At 65.7% G+C, this 13,024-nt stretch carries 13 protein-coding genes; 8 read left to right on the top strand and 5 right to left on the bottom strand.

Annotation, left to right across the window (positions count from 1 at the left end):
* The first annotated feature begins 92 nt into the window (after positions 1-92).
* The 5 genes from HYH08_RS09865 to hydA are packed head-to-tail and all read left to right on the top strand — an operon-like array spanning position 93 to position 4,870.
* The gene (locus HYH08_RS09865) at positions 93-1,097 is read left to right on the top strand and encodes an ABC transporter substrate-binding protein (RefSeq protein WP_220009577.1); all 1,005 of its coding nucleotides are present in this window, start codon (positions 93-95) and stop codon (positions 1,095-1,097) included.
* Positions 1,081-1,932: an ABC transporter permease gene (locus HYH08_RS09860; protein WP_220009576.1), complete on the top strand. Its 852-nt coding sequence runs from the start codon at positions 1,081-1,083 to the stop codon at positions 1,930-1,932. The genes HYH08_RS09865 and HYH08_RS09860 overlap by 17 nt, the downstream gene beginning before the upstream one ends.
* Positions 1,932-2,708, top strand: a complete 777-nt coding sequence (locus HYH08_RS09855; RefSeq protein ID WP_220009575.1) for an ABC transporter ATP-binding protein — start codon at positions 1,932-1,934, stop codon at positions 2,706-2,708. The genes HYH08_RS09860 and HYH08_RS09855 overlap by 1 nt, the downstream gene beginning before the upstream one ends.
* 9 nt (positions 2,709-2,717) lie before the next feature.
* A complete protein-coding gene (locus HYH08_RS09850) occupies positions 2,718-3,449 on the top strand; it encodes a maleate cis-trans isomerase family protein (protein ID WP_220009574.1) in 732 nt (243 codons plus the stop codon).
* An 11-nt stretch (positions 3,450-3,460) separates the two neighbouring features.
* On the top strand, positions 3,461-4,870 hold the full coding sequence (hydA, locus tag HYH08_RS09845; protein WP_220009573.1) for a dihydropyrimidinase: 1,410 nt from the start codon (positions 3,461-3,463) through the stop codon (positions 4,868-4,870).
* Between the two features lie 27 nt (positions 4,871-4,897).
* Here hydA and HYH08_RS09840 read toward each other — a convergent pair whose 3' ends face one another.
* The 5 genes from HYH08_RS09840 to HYH08_RS09820 form a co-directional block, all read right to left on the bottom strand.
* Complete coding sequence (locus tag HYH08_RS09840) at positions 4,898-5,941, bottom strand: Bug family tripartite tricarboxylate transporter substrate binding protein (protein ID WP_220009572.1); 1,044 nt, start codon at positions 5,939-5,941, stop codon at positions 4,898-4,900.
* 399 nt (positions 5,942-6,340) lie between these two features.
* Positions 6,341-7,027: a siderophore-interacting protein gene (locus tag HYH08_RS09835; RefSeq protein ID WP_220009571.1), complete on the bottom strand. Its 687-nt coding sequence runs from the start codon at positions 7,025-7,027 to the stop codon at positions 6,341-6,343.
* 104 nt (positions 7,028-7,131) lie between these two features.
* Positions 7,132-7,818 (bottom strand): O-methyltransferase, encoded by a 687-nt coding sequence (locus HYH08_RS09830; RefSeq protein WP_220009570.1) that lies wholly within the window; start codon positions 7,816-7,818, stop codon positions 7,132-7,134.
* A 105-nt stretch (positions 7,819-7,923) separates the two neighbouring features.
* On the bottom strand, positions 7,924-8,742 hold the full coding sequence (locus HYH08_RS09825; protein WP_220009569.1) for an AraC family transcriptional regulator: 819 nt from the start codon (positions 8,740-8,742) through the stop codon (positions 7,924-7,926).
* Between the two features lie 96 nt (positions 8,743-8,838).
* On the bottom strand, positions 8,839-9,804 hold the full coding sequence (locus HYH08_RS09820) for a LysR family transcriptional regulator (RefSeq protein WP_220009810.1): 966 nt from the start codon (positions 9,802-9,804) through the stop codon (positions 8,839-8,841).
* Between the two features lie 159 nt (positions 9,805-9,963).
* Here HYH08_RS09820 and HYH08_RS09815 point away from each other — a divergent pair, with 159 nt between their 5' ends.
* The 3 genes from HYH08_RS09815 (at position 9,964) to HYH08_RS09805 (ending at position 12,997) form a co-directional block, all read left to right on the top strand.
* Positions 9,964-10,581: a UbiX family flavin prenyltransferase gene (locus tag HYH08_RS09815; protein WP_220009568.1), complete on the top strand. Its 618-nt coding sequence runs from the start codon at positions 9,964-9,966 to the stop codon at positions 10,579-10,581.
* Between the two features lie 33 nt (positions 10,582-10,614).
* On the top strand, positions 10,615-12,030 hold the full coding sequence (locus HYH08_RS09810; RefSeq protein ID WP_220009809.1) for a UbiD family decarboxylase: 1,416 nt from the start codon (positions 10,615-10,617) through the stop codon (positions 12,028-12,030).
* A 127-nt stretch (positions 12,031-12,157) separates the two neighbouring features.
* The gene (locus tag HYH08_RS09805) at positions 12,158-12,997 is read left to right on the top strand and encodes a helix-turn-helix transcriptional regulator (RefSeq protein WP_220009567.1); all 840 of its coding nucleotides are present in this window, start codon (positions 12,158-12,160) and stop codon (positions 12,995-12,997) included.
* Positions 12,998-13,024 lie beyond the last annotated feature (27 nt).

Below are 13,024 nucleotides of genomic sequence, written 5' to 3'. Positions count from 1 at the left end.
GCATGCAAAAACCGGATTGCGCCGCGGCAAAGAGCGACGGATGATCGTGAGCGACGCGCGAGATCTCGCGCCCTTCGAACACGGAGTAAGCGATGCGGACGGGTTTGCGACTGGGTCTCGTGGCGATGGCGGCGCTGCTTTGCGGAAGCGATCTCGCTTCGGCGGAAGCTCCGAAGATCAAGCTCGGCTATGCCAAATGCGCGCACTGCCTGCCGATGTCGCTGATCCCTTCGATGGCCAAGGGCGTCGAGGTCGAGGCCACCGGCTTCAACTCGGGCAATGACGTGCTCACCGCGTTGGTGTCGAAAAGCATCGACGTCGCGCAGGTCACCTACCTCCACTACATCACCGCGCTCGACAAGGGCTTTGACGTCGTCGCGGTCTCGGGACAGATCAATGGCGGCTCGGAATGCCTGTCATCGGCCAAGCTGAACCTGCCGCCCGACGATTGGGCCGCGTTCAAGGCGACGGTGACGAAGGCGAAGAGCGACGGCCAGCCGCTGAAGGTCGCGGCCTCCCGCGGCAATGCGCAGGACATCCACATGCGCGGCGCGTTCCTCAAGCAGGGCGTCGATCCCAACAAGGACATCCAGTTCATCAACATCCCCAACCCGTCCGATCATCTCGCAGCGCTGCAGCGCGGCGAGGTCGACATGATCTGCTCGGTCGAGCCGTTCGCCTCGCAGATTCGCCTGGCCGGCGCCGGCAAGCATTTCGTGCTGCCGTATGATCAGGCCGCGGGCAATCTCACCAACCTCATCGTCACCCGTTCCGACGTGATCGCCAGCCAGCGCGCCGGCGTGCAGGGCATCGTCAGCGCCGTAGTCGAACTCGACAACAAGCTGATCGCCGACAAGGGCCCGTGGATCGAGGTCATCAACAAGCTCACCGGTCTCGACAAGAGCGTGGCGACGGAGGCGCTGAACAATGCCTCGCCCGATCCCGCGATCCATCGCTCCCAGACGCTGGCGATCGCGGCCATGATGCGCGACCTCAAATACATCTCGAAGGACGTCTCCGCGGAAGCCGAGAAGAACATGGACTATTCGTTCCTGGAGAAGGCCACGGGAAAAGCCAAGAATGACCTCGGTTACTGACGCGGCTCCCCCGCGGCCGGCATTCCGGCTGACGCGGGCATTCCATGGGATCGAACGCCTGATTGTGCCCGCGCTGCTGATCGCGGGTTGGGAGGCCTTTGCGCGCAGCGGCATGCTGCCGCCGGCGCTGCTGCCGGCGCCGAGCGCCGTGCTGCATGCGCTCGGCGATTGGGTGTTCGGCTTCGACGAGACCACGCAGACCTATTCCGGCCACTGGCTGCGCGACGCGCTCGCCAGCGCCTTGCGCGTCTTCGGCGGCTTCGCATTGGCGAGCCTACTCGGCATCCTCGCCGGCGTCGCGATCGGCTGGTCGCGGCTGTTCGAGAAGACGCTGGAGCCGACGCTGCAGATGCTGCGGCCGATCCCGCCGGTGTCCTGGATTCCGCTCGCCATCATCTGGTTCGGCATCGCCGACAAGCCGGCGATCTTCCTGGTCTTCCTCGGCGCCTTCTTTCCCGTGCTGATGAACAGCATCCATGGCGTGAAGACCGTGGATCATAATCTTGTCCGCGCCGGCGCGATGATGGGCGCGAACCAGCGGCAAATGCTGACCGACATCGTGCTGCCGGCGGCGCTGCCCTCGATCTTCGCCGGCCTGCGCATCGCGGTCGGATCGGCCTGGATGCTGACTGTCACCGCCGAGATGGTCGCGGTGAAGAGCGGCCTCGGCTACGTCTTGTGGGATTCCTATTACTTCCTGCGCTACGACATCGTGCTCGCCGCGATGATCTCGATCGGGCTGCTCGGCTATCTCTCCGACCTCGGCCTCAAGGCGATCATGGCGCGCACGCTGCGCTGGCAGCAGACAACCACCGTGCAGGGCAGGGCGGGCTGATGGCGGCAATCGAGCTTCGCAACATCGTCAAGGTGTTTTCCGACAAGCGGCGCGGCCGTGATCTCTTGACGCTGGACAACATCAATCTCGACATCGAGGCCAATGATTTCGTCTGCCTGCTCGGCCCGTCCGGCTGCGGCAAGTCGACGCTTCTCAACATCATCGCTGGCTTCGAGCAGGCGACGTCCGGACGGACGCTGGTTGATGGCAAGCAGGTGGAGCGGCCGGGCTCCGACCGCGGCGTGGTGTTCCAGCAGCCCACCCTGATGCCGTGGCTGACCGCGATCGACAACATCGCCTTCCACCTCAAACTCAAGGGCGTCGCGAAAGCCGAGCGCTACGACCGCGCCATGGAGTTCATCGATCTCGTCGGCCTGCGCGGTTTCGAGCACCATCATCCCTCCGAAATGTCCGGCGGCATGAACCAGCGCGTCGGCATCGCCCGCGCGCTGCTGATGAACCCAAGCGTCATCCTGATGGACGAGCCGTTCGCGGCGCTGGACGCCCAGACCAAGCTGGAAATGCAGGAGGAGCTGGTCGCGATCTGGCAGAAGCGCCGCTGCACCATCGTGTTCGTTACCCACAGCGTCGACGAGGCGCTGGTGCTCGGCAACAAGATCGTGGTGATGACGAAGCGGCCGGGCCGGATCCGCGAGGCCGTCGATTTCGACCTGCCGCGCCCGCGCGACATCACCAGCCCCGAGTTCAACGACGCCAAGCGCCACGTCCTGGCCCTGATCCGGGAGGAGTCGACGCGGCTCGCGCAGGCGTCGTAAGGTAAGGCCATGCGCAAACGTCTCGGCATGATCACGCCGTCCTCGAATTCGGTGCTCGAGCCCGTCACCAGCACCATGCTGGCGGAGGCCACCGGCGTCACCGCGCATTTCTCGCGCTTCCGCGTCACCGAGATCGCGCTTGATGCGGCCGCGCTGAACCAGTTCGACGCCTCCGTGATGCTGCCGGCGGCGGACCTGCTGGCCGATGCCAAGGTCGATGCCATCGCCTGGAACGGCACCTCCGCAAGCTGGCTCGGCGTCAGCCGCGACCGGAGCCTGTGCGAGGCGATCACGGCGCGCACCGGCGTGCCCGCGACGACATCCACGCTCGCCTGTATCGATGCCGCCCGCGCGCTCGGCGCCAAACGCGTCGGCCTGGTGTCGCCCTATACCAGTGACGTTCAGAGGCGGATTGCCGACGTCTGGGCCGAGGAGCGTGTTATCCCGCATGCCGAGCGGCACCTCGGCCTGCGCGACAATTTTTCCTTTGGCGAGGTCGCGCCTGCAACCATTGCGGACATGATCCGCGCGGTCGTAGCCGACGGCGCCGATGCCGTCGTCATCCTCTGCACCAATCTCGACGGTGCGGCGCTTGCGGCCTCGCTCGAACGGGAATTGAACGTCGCGGTGCTGGATTCGGTCGCGGTCACGCTGTGGCGGACCCTCGAGCTCGCCGGTGGCGACATCTCCGCTCTTGCGCCGTGGGGCCGGATCTTCCAGACATCAGCGATGACCAGGTAACGGAGAGTCCCGTGACGCAGCTCGATCTCGCCATCCGCGGCGGCACCATCGTGACGGCCAGCGACGAGTTTCGCGCCGACATCGGCATTCGCGACGGCCGCATCGTCAGCATCGCCGACCGCATCGAGGGCGCGGCGCGCGAGATCGACGCGACCGGCCTGCTGGCGCTGCCGGGCGGCATCGACAGCCATGTCCATATCTCCCAGCCCTCCGGCCCCGACGTCGTGATGGCCGACGATTTCGCCTCGGCGACACGCGCGGCCGCGGCCGGCGGCAACACGATGGTGCTGCCCTTTGCGCTCCAGGAAAAGGGGACGTCGCTGCGCACCTGCGTCGAGAACTACCGCAAGCTCGCCGAGGGCGAGTGCTACATCGACACCGCGTTCCATCTCATCATCTCCGACCCGACCGCAATCGTGCTCGGGCAGGAGCTGCCGGCCCTCGTCAAGGACGGCTACACCTCGTTCAAGGTGTTCATGACCTATGATGACCTCGTGCTCAGCGACAAGCAATTGCTCGAGGTGTTCGACGTGGCGCGCCGCGAGGAGGCGCTGGTGATGGTTCATTGCGAGGGCTACGACGCCATCCGCTTCCTCACCAGCAAGCTCGAGCGCGAAGGCCACATCGCGCCCTATTATCACGGCACGTCGCGGCCGCAGGCGGTCGAGCGCGAGGCGACGCATCGCGCGATCAGCCATGCCGAGGTGATCGGCGTTCCCATCATGATCGTCCACGTCTCCGGGCGCGAGGCGATGGAGCAGGTGCGCTGGGCCCAGCAGCGCGGCTTGCCCGTTCATGCCGAGACCTGTCCGCAATACATCACGCTGACGGCCGACGACATGAAGGGCCTGAACATGGACATCACGGGCGCGAAATATGTCTGCTCGCCGCCGCCACGCGATGCCGAGAGCCAGCAGGCGATCTGGGAAGGAATCACCACCGGCGTGTTCCAGACCTTCTCGTCCGATCACTGCCCGTTCCGCTACGACGATCCCAAGGGCAAGCTGACGCCGAACGCGCGCACCTCGTTCCGCTGGGTGCCGAATGGCATCCCCGGCGTCGAGACGCGGCTGCCGATCCTGTTCTCCGAGGGTGTGTCCAAGGGACGGATCACCTTGCAAAAATTCGTCGAGCTGACCGCGACCAACCATGCGCGCATCTACGGCCTGTACCCGCGCAAGGGCTCGATCGGCGTCGGCTTCGATGCCGACATCGCGCTGTGGGACCCGAAGCTGACCCGGAAGATCCAGCAGGCCGATCTGCACCACGGCTCGGACTACACGCCGTGGGAAGGTTTTGACGTCACCGGCTGGCCGGTGACGACGATCGCGCGCGGTCGTGTGGTCTACGAGGGCGGCAAGATCGTCGGCGACAAGGGTGCCGGCGAGGTGCTGAGCCGCGGCAAGTCGAGCCTGGTCTAATCAGTCACGTCGAAGCGATGTGACTGATCACATCGGCTCGATGCCGATCTTCTTGATGATCCCGGCCCATTTCGTAGTCTCTGACGTCATGAAGTCCGTCAGTCCATGCGAATCCATCAGCAGCGGCTCGGCGCCCTGTTCGACGAAGAGCGCCCGGACCTTCGGATCGTTCACGGCTTCGACCATCGCCTTGTAGAGCTTGTCGACGACCACCTTGTCGGTATTTGCGGGCGCGAGCAGCGCGAGCCAGGCGGCGCTCTCGTAATTCTTCAGGCCGGCCTCGGCCGCAGTCGGCACGTCCGGCAGCGCGGTCATGCGCTTGTCGTTGGCCACCGCGAGCGGGCGGGCGTCGCCGCTCTTGATCAGGCCGAGGACGTTGGGCAGCAGCTGGAAGCCGAGCGGGACTTGCCCCGCAATGAAATCGGGCGTGTAGGCGGCGATGTTGCGGTAGGGCACGTGGGTGAGCTCGGTGCCGGTGAGCTGCTCGAAATAGGCCGCCGCCAGATGCTGCGACGAGCCGACGCCGACCGTGCCGTAGTTCAGCTCGCGCGGATGCGCCTTGGCGTAGTCGATCAGCTCCGCCAGCGATTTCGGCGGCAGCTTTGAATTGATCACGATGACGTTTGGCAGCGTCGCGAACAGGCCGATCGGGGCGAGATCCTTCAGCGGGTCGTAAGGCAGGTCCTTGTAGAGCGCCTTGTTCGCAGCCAGCGGGCCGGAGGTGCTCATCAGCAAGGTGTAGCCGTCGGGCGCCGCATGCGCTGCGGCCGCGGTGCCGATATTGCCGCCGGCGCCGGGGCGATTGTCGACCACAAAAGCCTGTCCTGTTGATGCCGACATGCGGTTGAGCAGGATGCGCGTGATGACGTCGCTGGCACTGCCGCCGGCAAAGGGCACGAGCACCTGCACCGGGCGGGCGGGATAGTCTTGCGCCTGCGCAGGATGCAGCCCGGCGGCGGCTGCGAGCAGGGCGCCACCACCGAGCGAGAGCAGCGACCTGCGATCGGGACGAAAACTGTCAGCGAGCCGCGCTGTGTTGTCGGTGCTCTTGCTGTGACCGGACCGTGCCATCTTGGACTGAATCTCCCGACTGTCTCTTTATGCGAGCGCCGGGATCGTCCGAGAGTCGGGATGAAGCCAGGCTGCGCTTTCTGTGCCTGGAGCGTAGCGAGCAGGCCGCCGCATTCGTCATGCCTGCTCGTCTCAAAACTTACCAACCCGTCTCATTCTGCAGCGGCGCGACATCATGTCCGTGCGGTGAGGTGGCGTACTGCGAGGGACCGGGGTTGCCGCGAAGACGGTGTGCTCCCTCTCCCGCTTGCGGGTGAGGGCTGGGGTGGGGGTGCATCCGCGATCGAGACGCTCCCCGTATGGAGAGAGCCCCCACCCGGCGCTTCGCGCCGACCTCCCCCGCAAGCGGGAGAGGTGCAGCGGAGCGCGCCGCGAGATCGATCAGATTTGCGGTCTCTCCTAATCCAGCCCGGTCTTGCCGGGTGCCCAATAGGCTTTGGCCTTGATCCGCGACGATGCGACGCCCGCCGCTTTCAGGGTGCGGCTGACGCGTTGGATCGAGGACGCCTTGCCGGTCAGCACGAACTGCGCTCCATTTGCAGCAAGGCGCAAAAATTCCGCCTCGACGGTCGCAAGGTGGGCATCGCCGGCATTACGCGCGATCAATCGCGCTTCGTTGAGATGGATTGCTTCCAGCACGTGCCGTGCCTCGACGATTTCGGTCGCTTCGAACATGTGGAGTGCCCCGCCGGCGTGTAGATTGCTGCGCAGCGCCGCGGCAAGGCCGAACGAGGTTTCATCGCCGAACAAGACGACGGGCGGCATCAGGCCGGCAAGATCGAGCGAGCGGCGAGGGCCGAAGAACTGGCAGGTGTCGCCGTCGCGCAAGCCGCTCGCCCAGCGGCTGCCGGGGCCGTCGCCGTGCGTGAAGGCGAGGAGACGCGTCCGGCCGTGGGCGGTGTCCCACGACATCGGCGTGTAGGTGCGTGCGCTGAGGCCCGCGCCCATCGCGACCTGGACCTTCTGGCCGGCGGTCCATACCACGTCCTTCAGCGCTTCGCTTTCGAGCGCGATGAGCCGAAAGCGTGGCGAGAGCGTCTCGACCGAGGTGACGCGCGCAGGACGCATCAGCCATCGCAGCAGCATGCGCGTGACCCGTCCTGGCGGGACAAGTGATGGCTCGGAGATTTGCGGCATCTGACTTGGTTCGTTCAATATCTTGCCTTGTCCCAGGTCTGGCTCCTGGATGATCAGGTCCTGATCGTGAGCTCGTTGCCGCGGCCGGGATCGAACGGCAGCGACAGCGAGAGGTAGCCGTTTTGGGGATCCCTGACGTAGTCGATGTAGCCGGAAGCTTCCTCGAACGCGTTCTCGCCGACGATGAGCGCCCCACGCTTCAGCTGCGGCTCCAGCAATTGCAGAACGGGAAGATAGAGGGTGAAGGCACCGTCGAGCATCACCATGTCGATCTCACCGACCCCGGACGCGAGCGTTTCGCGGGCATCGCCGAGCCGGAACTCGACGAGACCGGCGAGCCCGGCGGCCGCGGCGTTGGCGCGGGCCCGCTCGATCTTGCCGGGTTCGAGATCAGTGCCGATCAGGAGGCCGCCGCCCATGTCGCGCAGCGCGGCTGCCATGTAGATCGCGGAAATCCCCATCGATGAGCCGAACTCGATGATGCGTGTCGCCTTGCAGGCGCGGGCGCACATGTAGAGGAAGCGTCCGAACCGCGGCGAGACACTGAGGAAGTTGCCGGCAAATCTCCGATAGACGTCGTTGAGGTCGCGGTTCTCGGCCGCGATGGCCTGGCCGATCATCTCTTCGCGGCTGCTCGCCTCGTTCGCGAAGGCCTGCATCAGCGGCGCATCGGCGATCTCCGCCTCCCGATGAAGGCGCCGGAGGACGTCGGCGACGCGGCCCGTGCTGAGTGAATCCATGGTGGTCGGCTCCTTGCATGCGCGAGACTGCGCTTCGGAGCTTCGATACGAGATCGCACCCCTGGTGCGCATTCCGCGAACGGGACAATCGATTGCGATTTCCGGTCAGTGTGCGCGGCGTTCGGCGAGATAGCGCGCCGGCGGCTTGCCCAGTGCCTTGCGGAACATGGTGACGAAGGCGCTGGCGCCCTCGTAACCGAGGTCGAGGGCGACCGCCTGGACCGATGCCCCCTGGTCGAGGCGCTGAAGCGCGATCAGGATGTGGAGCTGCTGGCGCCAGCGGCCGAAGCTCATGCCGGTCTCGCGTTGCAGGATGCGGGTGAGGGTGCGCGGAGCCACCGCGATGCGACGGCCCCAATCCTCGATCGTCGCGCGATCGGACGGATTTTCCATCATCGCACGCGCAATCCGGCGCAGCCTGGAATCGGCCGGCATCGGGAAGCGCAGCTCCTCGGCGGGCGCGGCTGCGAGCTGGTCGAGCAGCACCGTGGCGATGCGGCCGTCGGCACCGTCGACGTCATACATCACGGGCATGTTGGTCGCATGCACCAGCAGATTGGCCAGCAAGGGCGAGATCGACAGCGCGCAGCATTGCCGCGGCAATGTCGGGGCCGCATCCGGCTCGACGAAAAGGCAATACATCTCGACGTCGCCGACCACGCTGACGCTATGCGGGACGGTGCCTGGAATCCACACCGCGCAGCGCGGCGGCACGATCCAGACGCCGTGGCCGGCCTCCAGCCTGACGATGCCGCGCATGGTCAGGACCAACTCGTCCTTGCGATGCGCGTGCATGGCCAGCTCCATGCCCTTCGTGAGCACGCGACCGCCGAAAGCGGCGAGCGCACGCGGCACGGTTTCAGGGTCGAAGTCCCCGAGATCATCGGGCACGATATGGTCGTCGTTGAGCTGGAAGAAGGGCATGGCGGGAGGATGCGGATACAGGCGCGATCGGTTACATCGACAATATCGGTCCGCGAGGGCGAATTTCAACGCAGCAGGCCGGACCCTCGATGGGTTCTAACCGCGCCGCTGCCGTAGCGTCCTGCGCGCCTTGCGAGACGCGTTCGCGCTGCCGGAGGACGGCTCCACGAATTTGCTCGCAACGGCTGCGGCCTGCGCGAGATCATGGCTGATGACGTCAAGCACCGCCTTGGCCGCGACCGACACGGCGCGCCTGGGGTGATGCACCCAGGCGATCGAGCGCACGATCCGCTGCGCGTCGAAACGATGAGCCCGGATGGCGCCGCTCGCCAGCGATTGCCGGAGCGCGATCGTCGGCAGGACCGTCGCGAAATCTGTGGTGGCAATGACGTCGCAGAGCGCGGGCAGCGTGTCGAGCTCGAGCCGCGGGCGCAGGTCGATGCCGATGGCGGCGGCGTGCTCGTCGAGGATCAGCCGCAGGCCGTGGCGCTTGGACGGCAGCACCAGGTCGACATTCGCGATGTGGTCGAAGCGCAGCTTTGCCGGCGGCCTGAGGGGGCTGTCCTTGCGGCAGGCGAACACCATCTCCTCGTCCATGATGCGGTGCGCGGCGAGCGCCGTCTTCCGGCGCGGCACGTTGATCAGCGCGAAATCGAGCTGGCCGGTATTGACCCAGTCCACCAGCGTCTCGGTGTAACCCTCGCAGGCCGACAGCGTGATCTCGGGATAGCGGCTGGCGACGGTCGCCGACGAACTCGCCATCGTGCTCTGCGCCACCGAGGTGATGAGGCCGACCGAGACGCGGCCCGAAATGCGCCCGCCGAGCTGGGCCATCTCCTGCCGTGCATATTCGGCATCGCGCACGATCGGCGCCGTCAGCCGCACCAGCGCTTCGCCGGCGCTGGTCAGCGTCATGCCCTGAACGCTGCGGTCGAACAGCTTTTGGCCGAGCTCGGCCTCGAGCTTGGCGATCTGCATGCTCAGCGCCGGCTGCACGATATTGAGCTGGCGCGCCGCCCGAGTGACGTTCTTTTCCTCAGCCAGGCACAGGAAGTATTGCATCTGCCGGAGTTCCACGGGAGCCGTCCTTCGCGTGCCAGTCTTGCTTCCGCTCCATCATCTCAGATGATGAATGTTATAATCAATCATTATTTGTGATGATGGGTTGGATTGCCTAGTCTTGATGCCATGGGGCGCGGCCCCGGGAGCGAAACCAAAGATATGCAGGACGCCAGCCCCAAGCGGATGATCATCGGCATTTCCGGCGCCTCCGGCGTCACCTATGGCGTGCGCCTGCTCCAGCTGCTGCGCAATGCCGGGGTCGAGACTCACCTCGTGATGTCCAAGACGGCCGAACTGACCTTTGCGTATGAAACCGATCTGAAAATTGCCGAGGTGAGGGAACTCGCCCATGTCTGCCACGCCATCGACGACATGGCCGCCGCGATCTCCAGCGGCTCGTTCCGTACCGCCGGCATGATCGTGGCGCCGTGCTCGATGCGCTCGATGTCGGAGATCGCCTCGGGCGTCACCACGACGCTGCTCACCCGCGCGGCCGACGTCGTGCTGAAGGAACGCCGCCGCCTGGTCCTGATGGTGCGCGAGACCCCGCTGCACACCGGACATCTCAGGACAATGACGGCGCTGTCGGAGATGGGCGCGATCATCGCGCCGCCGGTGCCGGCCTTCTACGCCAAGCCTGATAATCTCGAAGACATGGTCGAGCACACCGTCGGCCGCGTGCTGGATCTGTTCGACATCGATATCGGCGTGGTGCGCCGCTGGGGTGAGGACGAGGCGCTGAAGCGCCGCACGCAGCTCCGCAAGATCGCGCCCTGACCTGAAGACGCCAAGGAAGCTCATCACATGCAAATGGAAACTCCGGCCGGAACAGCTGCGAAGGCGCAAGCCGATCTGCGCAGCTGGCTCGCTTATCTCGCCGGGCGCGGCAAGCTCGCTATCGCGCGCGAGGGCATTGGACTTGCCGACGAACTCGCGGCCGTCGCCAAGCGGCTGGAGCGCGACAGCGCCGTGCTGTTTCCGCGGCCCGATGGGCACGCAATTCCTGTTGTCGTCAACCTCTTCGCCGGCCGGGACTGGGTTGCCGAGTCCATCGGCGTGACCGAGGACCAATTGCTGCCGCGCTTTCTGGTCGCCGCAAGCCATCCGCTGCCGACGCATGAGGTCATGAGCGGCCCGGTGCAGGACGTGGTTCATGAGGACGTCGACTTGCTGCGCCAGCTTCCGGTGCCCAAGCATAATGAGCGCGACAGCGGTCCCTACATCACCGCCGGCCTCCTGATCGCGCGCAATCCCAAGACGGGCGTGCAGAACGTCTCGATCCACCGCTGCCAGATCTCCGGCAAGAACCGCATCGGCGTGCTGCTGCTGCCGCGGCACACCTTCTCCTATTATCGCCTCGCCGAGGAACTGGGCCAGGCGCTGGAGATCGCGATCGTGATCGGCGCGCATCCGGCGTTGATGCTGGCCTCGCAGGCGATTGCCGCGCTCGACGAGGACGAGATGGCGATCGCCGGCGCGCTGTTAGGTGCGCCCGTCGATGTCGTGAAGTGCCGGACCAATTCGGTCCGTGTTCCCGCGCACGCGGAGATCGTGATCGAGGGGCGAATCCTTCAGGGCGTGCGAGAGCCGGAAGGGCCGTTCGGCGAATTCCCCCAATATTACGGCCCGCGCGCCAATCGCGAGGTGATCGAGGTCGATGCGATCACGCATCGCAAGGCGCCGATCTTCCACACCATCGTCGGCGGCGGCTTCGAGCATCTGATCCTCGGCGGCGTGCCGCGCGAGGCGACGCTGCTGCAGCATCTGCGGCGGAGCTTCCCTGGCGTGATCGACGTTCGCCTGACGCGCGGCGGCACCTGCCGTTATCATCTCGCGATCAAGATCGACAAGGCCAATGACGGCGAGCCCAAGAACATCATGATGTGCGCGTTCGGCGCGCATTACGACATCAAGCAGGTCGTCGTGGTGGACAAGGACGTCGACATCTCCTCATCCGACGAGATCGAATGGGCGGTGGCGACGCGCTTCCAGGCCGATCGCGACCTCATGGTCGTCTCGGGCGCGCTCGGCTCGAAACTCGATCCGACCACCGACAACGGCATCGGCGCCAAGATGGGGCTCGATGCGACCGCTCCGGTCAGCGCGCCCGAACTCGCCTTCAAGCGCATCCGCGTCAAGGGCGAGGAGGACGTCGATCTCGCAACCGCCTTGCAGGCCGACCCCGGTGCGGCGGTCGCGCAACTGCTTGCGGAGGCGCGGGCATGAGCGGGGCATCGCCCGCCTGCGACTTGCGTCTTTGTGCGCGGTTGGAATATGAAGCTGGTGCGGCCTATCATGCCGCGCCAACGAAACAATCATTTTGCAGCGCAATGCTGCCGGGAGGATGGAACTGATGTCGACGGCCCTGCGCATCGCTCATGGCGCTTTCGGCAGGGTCGCTCTGCTCGACATGGATCGTTCGCTGGTCCGCCACGCCCATCATCATTGCCACGTCCTGCTCAAGGTCGAGGGCGCCGACACGCAGTTTTTGGTCGGCGACCAGGTCACGCCGCTGACGGACACTGCCGCCGTGCTCGTCGACGGCTGGAAGCCGCACGCTTACGTGCATGACGCCAATCGCCCGCGCACGCTGATCATGGCGCTCTATATCGAGCCGGTATGGCTGAAGGAGTTCCGTCCAGGCTGGGCCGCGAGCGGCGCGCCCGGCTTTTTCGAGCGGCCCTCGGGCGAGGTGTCGCCGCGCATCCGCCAGCTGACGCTGCATCTCGCCGCTGAAATGATGGCGAATCCGGATGCGGTGCGCACCCACGAGCAGACACTGTCCGACCTGATGATCGCGGTGATCGAGCGCTTCACGCCCTGGCGCAGCTTTCCGACCTCGATCCGCGGCATGAGCGCGGTGAGCTGCGACTGGCGTATTCGCCGCGCCATGGACGCGATGCGCGTGCAGGATTCCCATTCCAACGTCGATCAGTTCGTGAAGGGTGCGGGCCTGTCGCGCGCGCAGTTCTTCCGCCTGTTCGAGACCTCGCTCGGCGTCTCGCCAAAAATCTATCTCAACGTCGTCCGCATGGAGCGCGCGCTCGAGGCCGTCATGCGCGAGGACACGCCGCTCGGTGAGCTCAGCGAGCGCTTTGGCTTTCCGGAGCCGGCGCATTTCACGCGCTTCTTCCGCGATCACGCCGGCGTCAGCCCGCGCGAGTTTCGCAACGTCTCGCGTCTTGCTGGCTGAGTCTTGCCGGCTGATATTGCGCTGCAC

The sequence above is a fragment of the Bradyrhizobium sp. BR 10289 genome, from assembly GCF_019455385.1.
In the GTDB taxonomy this organism is placed as follows: domain Bacteria; phylum Pseudomonadota; class Alphaproteobacteria; order Rhizobiales; family Xanthobacteraceae; genus Bradyrhizobium.
Note: the sequence above shows the minus strand (reverse complement) of the source record. Positions and strands in the feature narration are given on the sequence as shown.